19 protein-coding genes and 1 pseudogene are annotated in these 18489 nt (G+C 71.8%); 6 read left to right on the plus strand and 14 right to left on the minus strand.

Annotated elements, in window-relative coordinates; all coding sequences use genetic code 11:
- The first annotated feature begins 85 nt into the window (after window positions 1–85).
- The gene (locus ACGFI8_RS05885) at window positions 86–730 is read left to right on the plus strand and encodes a response regulator (protein WP_392800544.1); all 645 of its coding nucleotides are present in this window, start codon (window positions 86–88) and stop codon (window positions 728–730) included.
- 41 nt (window positions 731–771) lie between these two features.
- On the opposite strand, the gene ACGFI8_RS05890 is transcribed toward ACGFI8_RS05885, so the two are convergent.
- The 3 genes from ACGFI8_RS05890 to ACGFI8_RS05900 are packed head-to-tail and all read right to left on the minus strand — an operon-like array spanning window position 772 to window position 3145.
- Window positions 772–1407, minus strand: a complete 636-nt coding sequence (locus tag ACGFI8_RS05890; RefSeq protein WP_392800547.1) for an HAD family hydrolase — start codon at window positions 1405–1407, stop codon at window positions 772–774.
- The gene (locus ACGFI8_RS05895; RefSeq protein WP_392800550.1) at window positions 1404–1649 is read right to left on the minus strand and encodes a glutaredoxin family protein; all 246 of its coding nucleotides are present in this window, start codon (window positions 1647–1649) and stop codon (window positions 1404–1406) included. The genes ACGFI8_RS05890 and ACGFI8_RS05895 overlap by 4 nt, the downstream gene beginning before the upstream one ends.
- A complete protein-coding gene (locus tag ACGFI8_RS05900; protein WP_392800553.1) occupies window positions 1646–3145 on the minus strand; it encodes an AMP-binding protein in 1500 nt (499 codons plus the stop codon). The genes ACGFI8_RS05895 and ACGFI8_RS05900 overlap by 4 nt, the downstream gene beginning before the upstream one ends.
- A gap of 478 nt (window positions 3146–3623) precedes the next feature.
- Here ACGFI8_RS05900 and ACGFI8_RS05905 point away from each other — a divergent pair, with 478 nt between their 5' ends.
- From ACGFI8_RS05905 to ACGFI8_RS05915, 3 genes and pseudogenes are all read left to right on the plus strand, one after another.
- A complete protein-coding gene (locus ACGFI8_RS05905; RefSeq protein ID WP_392800556.1) occupies window positions 3624–4541 on the plus strand; it encodes a sigma-70 family RNA polymerase sigma factor in 918 nt (305 codons plus the stop codon).
- Between the two features lie 159 nt (window positions 4542–4700).
- Window positions 4701–5576: pseudogene (locus ACGFI8_RS05910) on the plus strand (DUF5667 domain-containing protein); the annotation flags it as partial.
- 537 nt (window positions 5577–6113) lie between these two features.
- Window positions 6114–6863 (plus strand): HAD family hydrolase, encoded by a 750-nt coding sequence (locus ACGFI8_RS05915; protein ID WP_392801212.1) that lies wholly within the window; start codon window positions 6114–6116, stop codon window positions 6861–6863.
- 34 nt (window positions 6864–6897) lie between these two features.
- Here ACGFI8_RS05915 and ACGFI8_RS05920 read toward each other — a convergent pair whose 3' ends face one another.
- The 9 genes from ACGFI8_RS05920 to ACGFI8_RS05960 form a co-directional block, all read right to left on the minus strand.
- Window positions 6898–7839 (minus strand): lysophospholipid acyltransferase family protein, encoded by a 942-nt coding sequence (locus ACGFI8_RS05920; RefSeq protein WP_392801215.1) that lies wholly within the window; start codon window positions 7837–7839, stop codon window positions 6898–6900.
- Window positions 7751–8824 carry an NAD-dependent epimerase/dehydratase family protein gene (locus ACGFI8_RS05925; RefSeq protein ID WP_392800559.1) on the minus strand — a complete coding sequence of 358 codons (1074 nt, stop codon included), beginning with the start codon at window positions 8822–8824 and terminating at the stop codon, window positions 7751–7753. The genes ACGFI8_RS05920 and ACGFI8_RS05925 overlap by 89 nt, the downstream gene beginning before the upstream one ends.
- Window positions 8825–8986: 162 nt before the next feature.
- Entirely contained in the window at window positions 8987–9088 is a 102-nt protein-coding gene (locus ACGFI8_RS05930; protein WP_007465623.1) for a 30S ribosomal protein bS22, read from the minus strand.
- Between the two features lie 108 nt (window positions 9089–9196).
- Window positions 9197–9412, minus strand: a complete 216-nt coding sequence (locus tag ACGFI8_RS05935; protein WP_033363444.1) for a helix-turn-helix domain-containing protein — start codon at window positions 9410–9412, stop codon at window positions 9197–9199.
- 165 nt (window positions 9413–9577) lie between these two features.
- On the minus strand, window positions 9578–10762 hold the full coding sequence (locus ACGFI8_RS05940) for an ABC transporter permease (protein ID WP_392800563.1): 1185 nt from the start codon (window positions 10760–10762) through the stop codon (window positions 9578–9580).
- Window positions 10759–11442, minus strand: a complete 684-nt coding sequence (locus tag ACGFI8_RS05945; RefSeq protein ID WP_392800566.1) for an ABC transporter ATP-binding protein — start codon at window positions 11440–11442, stop codon at window positions 10759–10761. Before ACGFI8_RS05945 ends, ACGFI8_RS05940 begins: the two co-directional genes overlap by 4 nt.
- Window positions 11439–12779, minus strand: coding sequence for an efflux RND transporter periplasmic adaptor subunit (locus tag ACGFI8_RS05950; RefSeq protein WP_392800569.1), 1341 nt, complete (start codon window positions 12777–12779; stop codon window positions 11439–11441). Before ACGFI8_RS05950 ends, ACGFI8_RS05945 begins: the two co-directional genes overlap by 4 nt.
- A gap of 27 nt (window positions 12780–12806) precedes the next feature.
- Complete coding sequence (locus tag ACGFI8_RS05955; RefSeq protein WP_392800572.1) at window positions 12807–14141, minus strand: basic secretory protein-like protein; 1335 nt, start codon at window positions 14139–14141, stop codon at window positions 12807–12809.
- A gap of 193 nt (window positions 14142–14334) precedes the next feature.
- Window positions 14335–15255, minus strand: coding sequence for a proline dehydrogenase family protein (locus ACGFI8_RS05960; protein ID WP_392800574.1), 921 nt, complete (start codon window positions 15253–15255; stop codon window positions 14335–14337).
- Window positions 15256–15333: 78 nt separating this feature from the next.
- On the opposite strand from ACGFI8_RS05960, the gene ACGFI8_RS05965 reads away from it, so the two are divergent.
- On the plus strand, window positions 15334–15918 hold the full coding sequence (locus tag ACGFI8_RS05965) for a CGNR zinc finger domain-containing protein (RefSeq protein ID WP_392800577.1): 585 nt from the start codon (window positions 15334–15336) through the stop codon (window positions 15916–15918).
- A gap of 189 nt (window positions 15919–16107) precedes the next feature.
- On the plus strand, window positions 16108–16308 hold the full coding sequence (locus ACGFI8_RS05970; protein WP_344618099.1) for a cold-shock protein: 201 nt from the start codon (window positions 16108–16110) through the stop codon (window positions 16306–16308).
- Window positions 16309–16688: 380 nt separating this feature from the next.
- On the opposite strand, the gene ACGFI8_RS05975 is transcribed toward ACGFI8_RS05970, so the two are convergent.
- Window positions 16689–17492, minus strand: a complete 804-nt coding sequence (locus ACGFI8_RS05975) for a sugar phosphate isomerase/epimerase family protein (RefSeq protein WP_392800580.1) — start codon at window positions 17490–17492, stop codon at window positions 16689–16691.
- Between the two features lie 40 nt (window positions 17493–17532).
- Window positions 17533–18462, minus strand: a complete 930-nt coding sequence (locus tag ACGFI8_RS05980) for a Ppx/GppA phosphatase family protein (protein ID WP_392800583.1) — start codon at window positions 18460–18462, stop codon at window positions 17533–17535.
- Between the last annotated feature and the right edge of the window lie 27 nt (window positions 18463–18489).

Here is an 18489-nt window from a genome sequence, read left to right on the forward strand (position 1 = left end):
TTGCGCGAGGGGGCGGCGCACGCGCGGCTCACCGCGGTCTTCTTCGGGCGCGCTGGCGGGGTGGGGCTGGCCTACTATCGGCGGCGTGCGGGTTGTCGTTGCGGATGATGCGGTACTCCTGCGCGAGGGTCTCGTGCGCCTGCTCACCGAGAGCGGGCACGCGGTCCTCGCCGCCGTCGGGGACGGGCCGGGCCTCGTGGAGGCGGTCGTCGAGCATCGTCCCGACGTGGCCATCGTGGACGTGCGGATGCCGCCCTCGCACACCGACGAGGGCCTGCGCGCCGCCGTCGAGGCCCGCGCCCGGGTGCCGAAGACGCCGATCCTCGTGCTGTCGCAGTACGTCGAGGTTTCCTACGCCGACGATCTTCTCGCCGATCGGGCGGGCGCCGTGGGATACCTGTTGAAGGATCGCGTCTCGGAGGTCGCCGAGTTCCTCGACGCGATGGAGCGCGTGGCCTCCGGCGCCACCGTCCTCGACCCGGAGGTCGTCGGCCAGCTCCTGGTCCGCCGGCGCCGGGACGACCCGCTGCGCAGCCTGACCCCGCGCGAGCGGGAGGTACTGGGCCTGATGGCGGAGGGCCGCTCCAACACGGCGATCGCCCGCAAGCTCGTCGTCACCGACGGCGCGGTGGAGAAGCACGTGAAGAACATCTTCACCAAGCTCGACCTGCCCCCGGACGACGAGCAGCATCGCCGCGTCCTGGCGGTGCTCACGTACCTGCAGGGCTGAGCGAGCCCGGCGGGCATCACCCCGCCGGGCAGGAGAGCGGTTCAGCGGGCCGACGCGAGGCCGACGGCCTCGACCAGGGAGTACGCCACCGGCAGGCCGGTCGCCCGCAGCAGGGCGGTGTCGGTGAAGCCGCCGGCGTAGAGGACCGCGGACGCGCCGACCGACCGCGCCGCGTCGCCGTCGTCGACCGAGTCGCCGATCAGGACCACCTCGTCCGGGTCGAGGGCCAGGGTCTTCAGGTGGCGCTCAAGATACTCCGCCTTGCGATGACCGCCGACCGTGCCCGGCAGGCCGTCGACCCGGACCAGCCGGGCGCCCAGGGCGTGCCGATCCACCTCGACCAGCAGCTCGTCGTGGAAGAACATGGACAGCAGCGACTGCGTGCCGGACCACTTCCCCATCGCCTCCAGGGCGTCCGGGGCCAGCTGTACGTCGGCCATCCCCCGCCGGTACGCGTCGTGGAACGCGTCGTCGAGCAGCTGGAACTCCGCCTGGTCGACCGGGCGTTCGAGGACGTGCGCGTAGTAGTCCAGGATCGGCCGGCGGAAGTCGCGGCGGTGCTCCTCGGCGGTGATGAGCGGACCGCCGACGGTGGCCAGGCAGACGTTGGTGGCGTCGACGACCAGCTTCAGGTCGTCGAGGAGGGTCCCGTTCCAGTCCCAAACCAGGTGCTTCACCCGGGTGAGGATAGTCGCAGATCGTTGAGCAGCCGCTCCTCCTCGACCCGCCAGTACCCATGCTCCTTGCCGTCGAGCAGCAGCACCGGGATGCGAAACCCGTACTCCTCCTCGAGGTCGTCGTCGCCGGTGATGTCGATCTCGGTGAAGCCCTCGCCGGTCGCGGCGGCGACGCGGTCGAGCACGGCCTTGGCGTCCTCGCACAGGTGGCAGCCGGGGCGGGTGTACAGCATCAGCCTCATCGCAGGACCCCCTTGCGGACCTTGCCGGTGGCCGAGTGCGGCAGCTCCGGCACGAACTCGACGGCCGTCGGGCACTTGAACCGGGCGAGGTTGCGTTCGCAGTGCGCGATGAGCTCCTCGGCGGTCACCTGCGAGCCGGGCCGGCGCACGACGAGCGCCTTCACGGTCTGGCCGGTGTACGGATGCGGTACCCCGAGCGCCGCCGCCTCGAGAACCTCCTCGTGCGCGGCGAGCACGGACTCGACCTCGTGCGGATAGACGTTGAACCCGCTCACGAGGATCAGCTCCCCGAGCCGGTCCACGATGAACAGGTCGCCGTCCTCGTCGGCGTAGGCCACGTCGCCGGTCGCCCACCAACCGTCGGCGCCCGGGGCCGAGGCGCCTTCAGGCCAGTACCCCTGGAAGAAATTGCGACCGCGCGCGACGATCTCGCCGGGATCCGTGGTGCCGTCCTCCTCGTCGGGCACCACGTCCTCGCCGTCGGCGTCGACCAGGCGCACCTCGACGCCGGGGATCGGCCGGCCGATCGAGCCGGGCTTGATCGACGGGCTCGCCAGGGTGCTGGTGAGCACCGGTGCCCCCTCCGTCAGCCCGTACCCCTGGTGTACCGACCGGCCCGTGGTCTCGGCGAAGCGCCGCTCGGCGGCGTGGTCCAGCGGCGAGGCGCCGCACACGGCGAGCCGCACGCTCGCCCAGGCCCGGGCCAGTTGCTCGCCCATGAGCGACCACGCGACGTACATCGGCGGCACCCCGACCACGCCGGTCACGCCGTACCGCTCGATCACCTCCAGCGAGTCGGCCGGGTCGAAGCGCTCGACGAGCACCCCGCAGGCGCCGTGGTAGGCGACCGCGCCGAGCCCGGAGTTCAGCCCGTACGCGTGGAAGAGCGGCACGGCCAGCAGCAGCACGTCGTCGCTGGTGACGGGTGGCGGGTCGAGGCGCGCGAGCTGCTCGTGGTTGGCCAGCAGCGCGCGGTGCGGCAGCATGGCGCCCTTCGGCGCGCCCTCGGTCCCGGACGTGTACAGCAGCACCGCCAGGTCCTCGCCCCCGCCGGTCGCGGGCTTCTCGGCGCCGCCGGTGAGCAGGTCGCCGAGGTTTTCTCCCAGGGTGTACCGCACGGGCGGCGCCCCCGCGCCGATCGTGCTCATCACCGGGCGGGTCCCGACCAGCACGGCGGCGCCGGAGTCGGTGAGCACGTGGCCGAGCTCGCGGGCGGTGTACGCCGGGTTGACCGGCACCGCGACCAGCCCGGCGCGCAGCACGCCGAAGAAGACGGCGGCGAACTCGGGCACGTTGGGCAGGGCGATCGCGACGCGCGGACGGCCGCGCTCGTCGTCGGACAGCCCGAGGGCGGCGAGGCCGGCGGCGACCGCGTCCACTCGCCGGTCGAGCTCGGCCCAGGTCAGCACGGTGTCGTGGGATCGCAGGGCGGGGCGGGCGCCGCCGGCGGAAGCGGCGCGCCGCACCAGGTCGGCGAAGTTCGAAACGTCCTGCACGGTCGCCGAGTCTTGCACAGCGCGCGGTGATCCAAATTCAAGCCCCGAGGGTGAGGCGACAAAAACTGAGAGTTCACCCGTCACCAATCACCCTGTCGCGTGGCATGGTGCGTCCTGCGGTCGGCAAGGGCGCGCGCGGCCCCGACACGCCGACTGAGTAATGGTCCACCCGTTCGTGTGCAATGCCCGCACCACGCATCGGTAATTTCGGCGCGGTTACGTCCCGTTTCCCCGGCTCTTCGGCATGTCGTACGGCGTGCCGCGAAGGGGGTGACGGACAGCATGTGCGCCGGACGGACACCGATTCGTGGGATGAACGTCCCCTCACGCCAAGAGCCGCCCACACGAGGGTGACGCCAGACCTAATTATCACCCAAGTCGACTCACCCCATTTATTCCGAGTTGACACCCCTCACCCCGAGGAGGCCGAAGTGCCCGTGATCGCACTGACTACGCCATCTGTGATGGATTGCGAAGCATGAGTGGTTACCAGTACGTGTTCGAGACCGGACACGCACTCGCCGGTGGGCTGTCGATGCGGCGCGACTCGATGCGCGACATGTACAGCACGGTGATTCGCGGCGAGGGAGGCAGCGTCCCGCGCACCCGCTGGCGCCCCCATACCAACGAGGCACCGGCCCGTCCGGCCCCGAACTCGAGACCCAACGCCGGGATGAACGGCAAGCCCACCGGCGGCGCCGGCGCGAGCCTCCGCGGCGAGGAGACCGTGCCGATCCCGACCGGCATCCTCGGCGGCGGCACGGACACGCTGACCGAAACCGGCCCGCGCGAGCCCGTCCCGCCGCAGCCGACGCGCCCCGAGCGGGGCGACCCGGCGGCGGAGGTGTGGGCGCTCATCGAGCGAGCCCAGGCCGGCGACGGCGCGGCATTCGGCCTCCTCTACGACCGGTACTTCGACACGGTCTTCCGTTTCGTGTACTTCCGGGTCGGCAACCGCCAGCTCGCCGAGGACCTGACCGCCGACACGTTCCTGCGCGCGCTCAAGCGCATCGGCAGCTTCACGTGGCAGGGCCGCGACCTCGGTGCCTGGCTGGTGACCATCGCCCGCAACCTCGTCGCCGACCACTTCAAGTCCGGCCGGTACCGGCTGGAGGTCACCACCGGCGACGTGCTGGACGCCGACCGCCCCGACCGGGGGCCGGAGGGCAGCCCGGAGGCGGCGGTCATCGACCACATCACCAACGTGGACCTGCTCAAGGCCGTCAAGCAGCTCAACCCCGAGCAGCAGGAGTGCATCGTGCTGCGGTTCCTGCACGGCTTCTCCGTGGCGGAGACCGCGCAGACCATGAACAAGAACGAGGGAGCCATCAAAGCGTTGCAGTACCGCGCGGTTCGCGCGCTCGCCCGGCTGCTGCCCGACGGATTCCAGCCGTGACGGCTGTCACCCTTGGTTACAGCGCCCCGGCGGGCGCCGTAACCAGGTTCCGCCCTGCACCGTTGGTCCTGATGCGACCGTCGGCATGGCGCACGACGGACGCGGTGGCCCACCATCCCGCTGCCCGGCCGCGCCTGAGTGACGCGATCAGCGAAGGGGGTGCCTCAGGTGATTGGCTCCGTCTTCCACCGTCGACGCGCTGAGCGGTTCGCCCAGCTCATCGACGAGGCCGCAGGGGCCCGACGACACCGTATGAGGTCCACGCTCGACGAATCCCTCACCGACCTGGTGTCGGTCGGCCAGCGGCTCGGTGAGCTGCCGGTCCGGGTGGAGGCGCAGCCGGAGTTCCGTGACGGTCTGCGGGCCATGCTCATGGCCACGATCGAGCGCGAGGGCATCGGGGCCACCGCGAAGGAGCCCGAGCCCGAGCCGGTCCGCCGGGTGAGCCTGCGCTCGCTGCGCCGCCCGGCGGGCAGCCGCCCGGCCGTCAGCCGCCGGACCCGCGCCCGTGGCGCCGTCGTCGTCGGCCTCGCGGGCGGCACGCTGGCGCTGTCCGGAATGTCGGCCGCGAGCGGCGACGCCGTCCCCGGCGACGCGCTGTACTCGGTCAAGCGGTCCACCGAGAAGGCCCAGCTCGCGCTGGCCGGCTCGGACATCAGCAAGGGTCAGCTGTACCTCGAGTTCGCCCGCACCCGGCTCGACGAGGCCCAGGCGGTGAAGGACCCGGCGGGGCTCTCCTCGGTGCTGGACGACATGGACGGCGAGACTCTCGAGGGCATACGCCTGCTGACGGCCACCGCGGTCGCTCGCAAGGACACCGCCGCGCTCGACGCGATCGACGGCTTCGTGACCAACCAGCGCGGCGCCGCCGAGAAGCTCAAGGCGTCGACCGGCGGCGAGGCCCGGACCCGCACGACCAAGTCGGTGACCCTCCTCGACGAGATCGACCGCCGCTCCAAGGCGCTGCGCCCGCTGGTCAAGTGCGGCCCGACCGCGGTCACGACGCCCGACATCCTCGGCCCGGTGCCGGTGAGCACCGCCTGCCGCACCGTGAACAAGTCCGGCGGCACCGGGTCCGAGCAGCAGCCCGGCGCCCCGGTGGCGAACACCCCCGGCCAAAACGGCGAGCGCCCGGCGAGCACCGGCCCCTCCGTCGTCTCGGTGGACTCCTCCACCACCGAGTCGGCCCCCGCCGACCCGAAGGCCGGCGGCGAGCCCAGTCCGACCCCCACCAAACCGGAAAAGGGCGGCCTGCTCGACTGGCTGCTGCACTGATTCAACCGAGCGACACATTCACGACATGACAGGGCCCGGTGAGCGTCACCGGGCCCTGTTGCTGTTCGATGCCGGTACCGTTGGTCAGTCTGGATGGATCCTGTGCTGCGACTAGCACGGCGTCACCGGCGAAGGGAGACAGACGTGCCGATCCGACCTTCAGGAGTGCTACGGCGTCGCCGAGCGAGCGGCCGCATCGTCGTTTCCGCCGCCGGGTGGGCGGCGGCCGAGGTCGAGGCCGCCCTGGAAGTGCCGGCCGACCCGACCGGCGCGGCGTTCTTCGACGTCGACAACACGATGATGCAGGGCGCGTCGATCTACTACTTCGCGCGCGGCCTGGCCAAGCGGAAGTACTTCACCAGCCGCGACCTGGTCCGCTTCGCCTACCAGCAGGCGCGTTTCCGCCTCCTGGCGTCCGAGCACGCCGGCACGGTGTCCAGCGCCAAGTCGACCGCCCTGGCCTTCATCGCGGGCTGGAAGGTCGAGGACATGGAGCGGCTCTGCGAGGAGATCTTCGACGAGCTTATGGCCGACCGCATCTGGTCGGGCACCCTGGCCCTGGCCCAGCTCCACCTGGACGCCGGGCAGCGCGTGTGGCTCGTCACCGCGGCCCCCGTCGAGCTCGGCCGGATCATGGCCGCCCGCCTGGGCCTCACCGGCGCGATCGGCACCGTGGCGGAGGTCTCCGACGGCGTCTATACCGGCCGCCTCGTCGGCGATCTCATGCACGGCCCGGAGAAGGCGTCGGCCATCACCACCCTCGCGCTGGCGGAGGGCCTGGACCTGACCCGCTGCGCCGCGTACAGCGACTCGATCAATGACGCCCCCATGCTCTCCACCGTCGGCTACGCCGTGGCGGTCAACCCGGATCCGGCCCTGCGCCGCGAGGCCCGCAAGCGCGGCTGGGAGATCCGCGACTTCCGCACCGGCCGCAAGGCCGTGAAGATCGCGGTCCCGGCCGCCCTCGCGACGGGCGTGGTGATCGGCGGCGTGGCAACGTTCACCGCGATGCGCAAGCGCCGCCGCCGCCGCAATCAGTCCACCTGACCCGCCGGGGCCGGTCGACGCCACAAGGGAGAGGTCAGGCGGAGAAGGCGTCCGGGCGGCGGTCCAGCAGCTTGTACAGCGTCTGCTGGATCGTCTCGCGCACCTGGTCGGCGAGGTTGAAGACCACCATCGGGTCGTCGGCCGAGTCGACGTAGTCGTCGGTCGGGATCGGTTCGCCGAACTCGATCAGCCACTTGCTCGGCAGCGGGACCAAGCCCAGCGGGCCCAGCCACGGAAACGTGGGGGTGATCGGGAAGTACGGGGCGCCCAGGAGCCGGGCCAGGGGGCGGATGTTGGCGATGAGCGGGTAGATCTCCTCGGCGCCGACGATCGAGACCGGCACGATCGGGGTGCCGGTCCGCAGGGCCGCGGAGACGAAGCCGCCCCGGCCGAAGCGCTGGAGCTTGTACCGCTCGGCGAACGGCTTGCCGATGCCCTTGAACCCCTCGGGGAAGACGCCGACGAGGTCGCCCTCCGACAGCAGGCGCTCCGCGTCGGGGTTGCAGGCCAGCGTCGCGCCGGACTTGCGAGCCAGCTCCGACATGAACGGCATGCGGAAGACCAGGTCGGCGCCGAGCAGGCGGAGGTGGCGCCGGGAGGAGGTCTCGTCGTGCACGGCGACGGTGAGCATGAGCGCGTCGAGCGCGACCGTGCCCGAGTGGTTGGCCACGACGAGCGCGGCGCCCTCCTTCGGCACGTGCTCGGAGCCGAAGACCTCGGTGCGGAACCACTGCTTGTACAGCGGACGCAGCATCGGCAGGAACACGCCGTCGGTCAGGTGGCGGTCGAAGCCGAACCCGTCGATCTCGTAGTCGCCGGTCAGCCGCTCCCGCAGGAAGGCGAGCGCACCGGCGACCCTGTCGTCCCACACATCAGGGAGACCAGGGTCACTCATGGCCACTCTCCAACGCGGCACGTGCCGCACGCGTCCTGCGGAAGGCGTCGAGCAGCGCCTGCTCGACAGAGCGAATCGTATCCGCGGGCAGGAGTTCGCCCGCCCGGCGGCTGCGCACAAACTCGCCGAAGGCCTCGACGGTGGTCCTCGGCACGAAGCCGAACTCGCGGATCAGCTTCGAGGTGTCCACGACCCGGCCGTGCACGAACAGGTCCAGTTGGTCCAGCGTGACGCCGGCCCGGCCGAGGCCGGCCAGCGCGTTGAGGCCCGGCTCGAGGATCGGCATGGTGACCCGGCCGGCGCGGCGCACCGCCTGGGACAGCGTCAGCGTGCCGGACCCGGCCACGTTGAACGTGCCCGGGTGCTGCTCCGTGACCGAGCGCTCGAGCACCACGAACGCGTCGTCGACGTGCAGGAACTGCAGCCGCGGGTCGCGGCCGAACACGGTGGGCACGATCGGCTGGGCGAAGTATCTGGTCAGCCTGGTGTCCACGGCGGAGCCGATGAACGGCGCGAAGCGCAGCACCGTGGCCGCCACGTCGGGGCGCCGGCGACGGAAGCCGCGGACGTACCCCTCGATGTCGAGCACGTCCTTGGCGAACCCGCCCCGGGGGACCTCGCGCGGCTCGGTGTCCTCGGTGAAGATCGCCGGGTCGCGGAACGAGGCCCCGTATGCCGCCGTCGACGAGCGCACGATCAGCTTGCGCAGCCTCGGCGCCTGCTGGCAGGCGGCCAGGAGCTGCATCGAGCCGATGACGTTGAGCTCCTTCATCGCCGCGCGACCGCCGTGCTGGTCGGTCGCGGTGGCGACGGCGAGATGGGCGATCGCCTCCACGCGGGCGTCGACCATCACCCGCAGCACCCCGGGGGTGCGCAGGTCGAGCTGCCGAACGTCGATCTTGTCGCCGGCGGCGGACAGCACCTCGGCGAGCTCGCCGGCGGGTGCCGCCGTGTCGACGGCGACAACGCGGTCGATTCGCGGATCAGCGGCGAGCCGGGCGGCCAGGTGCGCGCCGAGATAACGGCTCACCCCGGTCACCAGCACGACGCTTGGCGGCGCGGTCACGCGGCTCCGATCGCAGGGACCACAGCGAGGCTCGTTCCCGGCGCACCACGAAGTCCGGCCACGACGGCCGGGCTCGTTGACCGCGGCCGCGCCGCGGCGGGCGATGCGGCGGCCCAGCCCCGGACGATGGAGGGGCCGGCCGCCGGGTGACGAGCCGGAACGCTACTTGCCGAGACGACGACGCTGGACGCGGGTCTTGCGCAGCAGCTTGCGGTGCTTCTTCTTGGCCATACGCTTGCGGCGCTTCTTGACCACCGAGCCCATACGAGCATCTCCTCGATACAGCGGAACGCGTGCCATCCCTGGCACGCCGAAGACATGGTTAGCCGTTCAAGGGTAGCCGTACCGCTTCTAGATCGGAAAACGGCCCCGCTATGCGGTCTCACGGAACGCTTCGCGGAGGTACGCGTCGACCGCGTGCTCGGGAACCCGGAACGACCTTCCCACGCGGACCGCGGTGAGGTCACCGGCGTGGACAAGGCGGTAGACAGTCATCTTCGACACCCGCATCAGCGTGGCCACCTCGGCCACGGTAAGGAACCTGACCTCGCCCAGCCGGCCTTCGGTGGTGTGTGGCGTGCTCGACATCGCAACCTCCGACCAGCGTGCTCGCCCATACGCTCGGTTCGGCCAACCCGGACCGAGCGTCACTCAATCAGCGTGTTACCAGTACGGTAACGGTACTGCTGTGACTTGCACCCGTGGTTCGTCGGAATCTTTCCGCCAAACTTGATCACTGCCGGCAGCACTCGATCATTCGGTGCGAAGGGCCACCACCGGGTCGAGCCGGCCGGCGCGCTGTGCGGGTACGACACCGAAAATGATCCCGACCCCGGCCGAAACGCCGAACGCCAGCGCGAGCGACCACCACGTGATCGCGGCCGGCACCGGCGACAGGGCGGCCACCACGAGTGCCGCCCCGATGCCCAGCGCCATCCCGAGAAACCCGCCCAGGGTGGTCAGCAGCACCGCCTCGAGCAGGAACTGCACGCCGATGTCGCGCGGCCGGGCGCCCACCGCCTTGCGCAGCCCGATCTCCTTCGTGCGCTCGCGCACCGACACGAGCATGATGTTCGACACCCCGACCCCGCCAACGAGCAGCGATATGCCGGCGATCGCGGCGAGCACGCCGGTCAGCACGCCGAGGATGTCGCCGAGCACGCCGAGGATCTGCTCCTGCGTGACGGCGCTGAACTGGGTGCCCGGGTGCCGGCGGGTGAGCTCGGCGATGATCCGCGCGGACAGGTCGCCGATCTCGTCGCGGTTGGGCGCCTTGACCGCGATCCCGTCGACGCGCTTGGTGCTGAGCAGCCGCTGCGCGGTGGTGATCGGCACGTGGACCTCGTTGTCCCGGTCGATGCCGAGGCTCTGCCCGAGCTGCTCGAACACCCCGATGACCCGGAACCGCACGCCGGCGATCGTCATCTGCTGGCCGACCGCGTCCCGGTCGCCGAAGAGCTTGTGGGCCACGCTCCAGCCCAGCACGGCGACGCGGCGCTGGGTGTCGACGTCGGAGCGGGTGAGGTAGGTGCCGCGGGCCAGGTGGCGGACGAACACCTGCGGCGTCGTCTCGATGACGCCGTTGATGCTGGCGAAGGTCTCGGCGTTGCCGGCCGCCACGGTCTCACCGGAGGCCACCGTGACGGCGACCCGGCCGCGGTCGCCCACGATCTTCGACACGGCGTCGACGTCGGAGAGATCCATACGCGACACCGAGGGCGCCGAGCCGATGTTGACCTCGCCTGGTACCACGATGAGCAGGTTGGAGCCCAGCCCCTCGACCTGCTGCTCGATCTCCTGCTTGGTGCCCGTACCGATGGCCACCAGGACGACCACCGCGGCCACGCCGATGATGACGCCGAGCATGGTCAGCGTGCTGCGCAGCCGGTTGGCCCGCAGGGCGTCGATCGCGACCCGCCACGCCTCCGCCAGCCTCACGGCACCGCCTCCACGATCTCCCCGTCCCGCATCACGATCTGCCGTTGCGCGCGCCCGGCGACCTCGCCGTCGTGGGTGACGATCACCAGCGCCACGCCCTGCTCGCGGTTGAGGGCCTCCAGCAGCGCGAGCACCGCCTGGCCGTTCTTGGAGTCGAGGTTGCCGGTCGGCTCGTCGGCGAGCAGCACCTGCGGGTCGGTGACCAGCGCCCGGGCGATCGCGACCCGCTGCTGCTCGCCGCCGGAGAGCTGGTTGGGGCGGTGGTCGAGGCGGTGGCCGAGCCCGACCCGCTCAAGCACCGCCACGGCCCGGCGGCGGCGCTCGCCCGCCCGGACCCCGCGGTACACCAGCGGGAGGGCCACGTTGTCCACCGCGCTGGTGCGGGCGAGCAGGTGGAACGACTGGAAGACGAACCCGATCGTCTCGTTGCGCAGCCGGGCGAGCTCGTGCGGGTCGAGGCCGGCCACGTCGCGGCCACCGATCAGCAGCCGGCCCGACGTTGGCCGGTCCAGGCCGCCGAGCAGGTGCATCAGCGTCGACTTGCCCGAGCCGGACGGCCCGATGATCGCCACGTAGTCTCCCGCGTCGATCGTGAAGCTGACACCCTTGAGCGCCGGGACGGTGACCCCGTCCAGGGCGTACTGCCGGGTGACGTCCTGCGCGACGAGCGCCGCGGTCATCTGGGCAGGTCCATGCCCTGCTGGACCTTGTCGGTGCCGCGCACGACGAGCTGGTCGCCGTCGGCGACGCCGCTGAGCACCTGCACCCGGTCCTGCCCGGCGACGCCGATGCTGACCGGCTGCTGCACCGCCTTGCCGCCGCGGACCAGCCAGACGACGTCCTTGCCGCCGACGTTGAACACCGCGGCGGCGGGCACGGTGACCGCGTCCTGAATCGAGCGGACCTGCAGGTGGGCCACGGCGTTCATGCCCGGGCGCGGCGCCGGCGCGGGCCGCCCGTCGTCGTACCGGCCGGCGCCGAGCTTCAGCCGCGAGCGGTACGCGACCCCGCCGCGCGCCGAGGTGGTAGGCAGCACGTCCGCCGAGGTCACGGTGGCCTCGTAGGAGGCGCCCGGCGCCGCGTCGAGCTCGACCCGGGCGGTGACGCCGGGCTGGACCAGCAGGACGTCGGTCTCGTCGACCTCGGCCATCAGCCCGAGCTCCGAAACGTCGACCACGGTCAGGATGGCCGTTCCCGCCGAGACTCTTCCCCCGATCGGTACCGCGGGATCCACGCCCGGCCCGGCCGCGCCCGTCGGCGCCGAGGTGGGCGCCTGGCCACCGGTGGCGGCGCCGATGAGGTCGGTGATCGAGGGCGCGCTCGCCGCCGAGGTGCCCCCGAGCTGCACCACGCCGGCGACGGGCGCCCGCAGGGTCAGCTCGTCGACCGTCGATTGGGCAAGGTCGTAGGCGGACTGTGCCTGGGCGCGCTGGGCCTGGGTGAGGGCCGCCATCGCCTGGGAGATGCTCGCGAGGCCGCGCTGCACGCTCTGGATCACGGCGCGCGCGGAGGCCGCCGCCTCCTGATACGTCCGCTCGGCGAGGTCGATCTGGGTGGTCAGCGTCGTACGTACCGTGGCGTCGGCGATCTGCGCGGCGGCCCTCCGCGCGTCCGCGAACGCCTTCGCGGCCGCGTCGTCGGTCTTCTTCTGCTGCGCCGAGAGATTCTTGACCCCGACGCCGCCCCCGCCGGAGCTCTTCAGCGCGTCGAGGGCGTCGCTCGCCTCCTTGAGCCGCTGCCGCGCCGACGGCGAGTCGACGACCGCGAGCACCTGGCCGGCCGCGACGGTGTCGCCGGGCTTGACGCTCAGGCTCGCCAGCGTGCCGTCGGCGGCCGCGGTGAGCGTGGCGGCGGCGCGGGCCGTGACGGTGGCCGGCGCGTCGACGACCTCCACGACGTCGCCGCGCCCGGCGCTGCCGAGCCCGATGCCGGAGTCATGGCCGCTGCAGGAGGCGCCGCTGAGCGACACGAGGATGAGCAGGGCCACGGCCGTTGTTCGCGGGGGGACGCGATGCACGCTGGCAAGTTTAGATACGTCGCCGTGTCAGACGTGGCCCCGGACGTTTCGCACGCAGTCCGCCTCGACGTCGTCCCAGCTCAGGCCGAACGCCTTGGGCGCGGCGTCGGCGAGCGTGAGGCCCTGGCGGGCGGCGTAGTCGAAGAAGTCCAGCAGCCGGTCCTCGCCGAAGCGGTCGGCGAGGCGCTGCAGCGACAGGTACGCCACGCCGTAGCGGCCGCTCACGTCGGCGGTGCTCGACCCGTCGGGCGGGTCGTCCATGGCGATCTCGCCCTTCCAGTGCCCGCTGCGCACGTAGGTGCGCACGTCGCCGACCCCGTCGAACGGCTTGCCGCTGCCCTTGACCCGCACGTACTCCGCGATGCCCTCGACCAGCCACCACGTGTGTTCGTACGCTTTGTCGACCCCGGCCAGCGTCACGACGTGCGTGAACTCGTGGCGCAGCACGTCGAGGGTCTGCCTGGTGTCCACCCGCGAGGCGTTGAGCACGATCTCGGTCACGGTCGCCGTCAGCGGCAGCGCGAAGCCGGCGACCCAGGGCTCCTGCTTGATCCCGTACCAGGCGGACCACTCGTCGGGGCCGGCCAGGTAGACGACGTACCGCGCCGGCGGCTCCCCCCAACGGGCGAACTTGTCGGTGAGCGCGGCGGCCTTCTCCGCGGCGGCGAGCATCGACGGCAGCCGGGAGGCATACCTCGCGGTCGTCGACATCACCACCCGGCCGCCGACCGCGCTGCGCAGCTCGCTGACCTCCCACGGGCGGGGCCCGAGGTTCTTGGCGACGCCGAACTCCAGCAGCGTCGGCGACCGTCCGGAGACGTTCCACCGCGTGGTGGTCTCCAGGCTCATCGGGTCGCAGGTGGGGACGACGAAGCAGTACTTCACCAGGACGGTCACCGTCGCGGTGCCCCCGGCCTCGGTCTTCGGCCGGCCCTCGGGCACCGGCTGCCAGAGTTTGACCTGCAGCTGCCGCAGCGAGCCGAACCGGCGGGCCAGGTCCTCGCGCAGCGCGGCCGCGGACGGGTCCACGACCGTGAGGAACGCGTCCTCGTCGCCGGCCAGCAGCGCGGCGCCCTGCTCCTCGAGGGCCAGCCGGATCTTGCCGTCGACGGTGGTCGGCGCCGGCCGGCGGCTCGCGCCCGGGCCCGGCGAGCGACCGACCGACGGGTTGGCCTGGCCGCCCGCCCCGTAGCCACCCGCGCTGGGCAGCTCCCGCCCGGCCGTAATGGTGACGCGCTCGTCACGGACCGCGGTGTAGGCGAGGGCGGCCGTCGGCGCGAGCAGCAGGACGGCGAGCGCGGCGATCATGACGACGCGGAAGACCGTCCCGCCGCGCGGCGCGGGGGCCTGCTCGCGGTACACCTGAAACCCGGAAGGCGGCGTCGGCCGCCAGGGCCCGAGTGCGCGCTGGTGCGGAAGGGACGGCTGGTCGCTCTCGGTGGCGTTCGATGCGCCCGCGTGTCGCCACCCATCCCCATCCATCACTGCCGGAACGTACGCGACCCGGTCAAGCCGTCGCGTCGCCCATACGGACGGGATCCGGCGCGATGTGGGACTAACCGCGCGAGCGCAGGGCCCTGGCCAGGAATCCGACGTTCGCCGGGCGCTCCGCGAGGCGGCGCATCATGTACGCGTACCACTGCGTTCCGTACGGCAGGTAGACCCGAACCGTGTAGCCCAGCCGGGCGAGGCGCAGCTGCTCCTCGGGGCGCACGCCGTAGAGCATCTGGAACTCGAACTCGTCCGGGCTGCGCTCGAACCACCTGGCACGGTCCTCGCCGATGGCCACCAGGCGGGGGTCGTGGGTGGCGACCATCGGGTATCCGCCGCCGGACATGAGCACGTTGAGGCAGCGCACGTACGACTTGTCGACGTCCAGGCGGCTCTGGTACGCCACCGACTCGGGCTCCTTGTAGGCGCCCTTGCACAGCCGGACCCGCGAGCCCTCGACCGCGAGCTCCCGGCAGTCGGCCTCGGTCCGGCGCAGGTACGCCTGGAGCACCGCGCCCGTGGTCGGAAACTCGCCGCGCAGCCGGGCCAGCACCTCCAGGGTCGAGTCGGTGGTGGTGTGGTCCTCGGCGTCCAGGGTGACCGTGGTGCCCGCCTCGCTGGCCTTGGCGCAGATCGCGCGGGCGTGCTCGTATGCGATCTTCTCGTCGAAGACCTGGCCGAGCGCGGACAGTTTCAGGCTGACCTCGGCTGCGGGGGTCAGCTCGGCGGCTTGCAGGGCGTCGAGCAGCTTGAGGTACTCGTCCCGGGTCGCCTCGGCCTGGTGCGGGTTGGTGGTGTCCTCCCCCAGGTAGTCGATCGTGACGGCGAGGCCGTCCGCGGCCAGCTCGCGGGTGCGCTGTAGCGCGTCGTCCGCGTGCTCCCCGGCGATGAAGCGGCGCACGATACTGCGGCTGACCGGGGCGGTTTCAACGAGCCGCTCGACCCTGTTCGAGCGGGCGGCGGCGAGGATGACCGATCTGAGCATGAGCCGAGCGTAGACAGAACCGCAGACGTCCGGTGACGCCTGGTCGCCACTGTGGCATTTCTTGACTACCTTGGTCGGGTGGACTTCGACGCGTATGCGCGGACCGCCGTCGACATCGTCAACGCGCCGCTCGAAAGCATGCAGGACCTCGTCGCTCTCTTCGGCGAGGACAGTTGGCAGACCGCGGAGGCGACGGAACGCGACCTGATCGCCTTCCGGCGCGCCCGCAAACGACTCCGGGAGGTGTTCGAGCACGGCTCCTCCGGCCGGGACGTGGCCGCCGTCGCCGAGCTCAACGCGCTGCTCGAGGCCTATCCGATGCAGCCGCGCATCTCCGGCCACGACACCCACGACTGGCACATGCACGTGACCGGCCGGGGCTCGTCGGTGAGCTCGGAGCTGCTCGCCGGGGCCGCGTGGGGCCTGGCCGTGTGGCTGTGCGAGCACGGCAGCACGCGTTTCGGCGTCTGCGCGGACGAGCGCTGCGGCAACGTCTACCTGGACACGTCCTCGAACTGCTGCCGCCGCTTCTGCTCGGAGCGCTGCGCCACCCGGTCGCACGTCGCGGCACACCGGGCCCGCAAGCGCGCCGCCGAGACGGCTGCGCTGCCCACGGCCCAAATCCCGGTGGACGACTCCGATCGGGCGGTAGTGACCGCCTAACTCCGGAAAACCACCCCGACGCCGGTAAGTTCGGCATATCTTGCGTCATGTGGTTCGCTTTACCGCGCGTCCGATAAGTCGGACACGCGGGGTTGGGCGATGCGGGGCCGCCGACGTGTTTCGTCGACCGGCCCCCGACACCGGGGTACGTCACCGGATCACAACGCCCTACGAAGGAGAAACAGCACCATGGCCCAGGGAACCGTGAAGTGGTTCAACGCTGAGAAGGGCTTCGGCTTCATCAGCGTGGACGGCGGCAACGACGTCTTCGTCCACTTCTCCGCGATCGTCGCCGACGGCTATCGCAGCCTCGAAGAGAACCAGCGCGTCGAATTCGAGATCAAGCAGGGTCCCAAGGGCCCCCAGGCCGAGTCCGTCCGCAAGATCTGATCGTCGACTTTCGGCGGCCCCGGCCCGCGCGATTCACTCGCGGCCGGGGCTGCGCGCTCTCACCCCCTGCGGGGCGCCGCCCGCTCGCGGTCCGCGCGAGCCTGGCGCAGCTGCGGCGCGGATACGGGATAAATCCAGACGCTTCGCGCCCGGATTTATCCGATATTTCGTAAATGTCCGTACTGGCGGCGCGACGCTCCGGGCAGTCGGCCTGCGCCGCTTGGGGCGTCGCGCCTACGCCGCTTGGGGCGTCGCGAGCGCGCCGCCCACCACAGCGCTGATCACGGAGTGAACGTGCCGCTCCGTGTACGTTTGGACTCCGCGATCATGGCGAACGTTCCGGGCCAGGCCGGAGTTCGGACGGCGAGGTGGCAGCGGGCTCAGGCGACCGGGGAGGGCGCGGCCAGGTGCTGCCGCGCGAACCGCAGCGCCTCCGCCAGGTCCGCCTCCCGCTCGCCGCGGCTGCCGGCCCTGCGCGTCCCCACCTCGACCGCCACCGAGCCGGTGAAGCCGCGTGACTCCAGCGACGCCAGCAGCTGGGCGCACGGCTGCGTGCCGCGGCCCGGCACCAGGTGCTCGTCGCGGCCCTTGCCGGTGCCGTCGCCCAGGTGGACGTGGGCCAGGTTGCCGGCCATCGTGTCGGCCAGCGCGATGGCGTCCGTCCGCGACGCGGCGCAGTGCGACAGGTCGAGCGTGTAGGCGTCGAACCCGGTCAGCGTCGGATCCCAGCCCGGAGCGTATGGCACGAACTCGCGGCCCACGCCGCGCAGCGGGAACATGTTCTCCACCGCGAAGCGGATGCCCGGAAACTGCCGGCCCAGGCGCAGGAGGCCGGACTGGAAGGTGCGCGCGTATTCGCGCTGCCAGGCGAAGGGCGGGTGGACGACGACGATCGGCGCGCCCAGGGCGTTGGCGAGCTCGGCGGCCCGGCGCAGCCGCTCCCACGGATCGGGGCTCCACACCCGCTGGGTGACCATGAGGCAGGGCGCGTGCACGGACAGCACCGGCACGTCGTAGTGCTTGGAGAGCCCGGCGAGCGCGCCCGTGTCCTGGCTCACCGCGTCGGCCCAGACCATGACCTCGACACCGTCGTAGCCGAGCACGGCGGCCATCTCGAAGCCGGCCGCGGTGGGCTCGGGGAAGACGGAGGAGGTGGACAGCAGGACCGGTACTTGGCGACTCACACCACCAGGCTAGCCCCATCCAGGTAGCGTTTCTTGTCGATCAACTCGACTCCAGCACTTCCAGCCGGCGAAGAATCACCCCTTCGCGCAGGGCCCAGGGGCAGATCTGGACCTCGTCGATGCCGAGGATCCGCATGGTGACCTCAGCCACCACGGCCCCGGCCAGGATCTGGTGTGCCCGGCCCGGGCTGACGCCGTCGATCTCGGCGAGCGCGGCCGACGGCATCCGCCGGATGAAGGACAGGACCTGATGGAGTCCGGTACGGCTGAGCCGCCGCGGCACCCGCGGACCGGCGCTCGACGGCGCGGCCCCGGCGAGACGCGCCAGGGTGCGGAAGGTCTTCGAGGTGGCGACCGGGCGGTCCCACCCGCTGTCCACGAGGCGCTTTGCGGTCTTGGCCACCTCCGCCTCGGCGTACTCCCACAGCGCATCGACCGAGGCCGCCGTCGGCGGGTCCCCGTGCAGGCGATCGCGGGTCAGCCGGCCGACGCCGAGCGGCACCGACATCGCCACGTCCGGCTCCTCGTCGATGCCCGCCGCCAGCTCGAGAGACCCGCCGCCGATGTCCATCACGAGCAGCCGGCCGGCCGACCAGCCGAACCAGCGGCGCACGGCCAGGAACGTCATGATGGCCTCGGCCTCGCCGGAGAGCACCTGCAGGTCGACGCCGGTCTCCTCGCGCACGCGCCTGAGCACGCGGGCCGAGTTCTTCGCGTCGCGCACCGCGGACGTGGCGAACGCGAGCAGGTCGTCGGTCTCCAGCTTGGCGGCGGCGTCGCGGGCCTGCGCCACGCTGGCGATCAGGCTGTCCGCGCCGGCCTTGCTGAGCTCGCCGTCCTTGCCGATGCGCTCGGCGAGGCGCAGTTCGGCCTTCTGCGAGTGGGCCGGCCAGGGGTGTGCGCCGTGGTGTGCGTCGACCAGGAGGAGATGGACCGTGTTGGAGCCCACATCGAGCACGCCGAGTCGCATCCGGTAAAGGTAGCCGCGTGGGGTTTC

Source organism: Dactylosporangium sp. NPDC048998 (assembly GCF_043197855.1).
Classification (GTDB): Bacteria; Actinomycetota; Actinomycetes; order Mycobacteriales; family Micromonosporaceae; genus Dactylosporangium.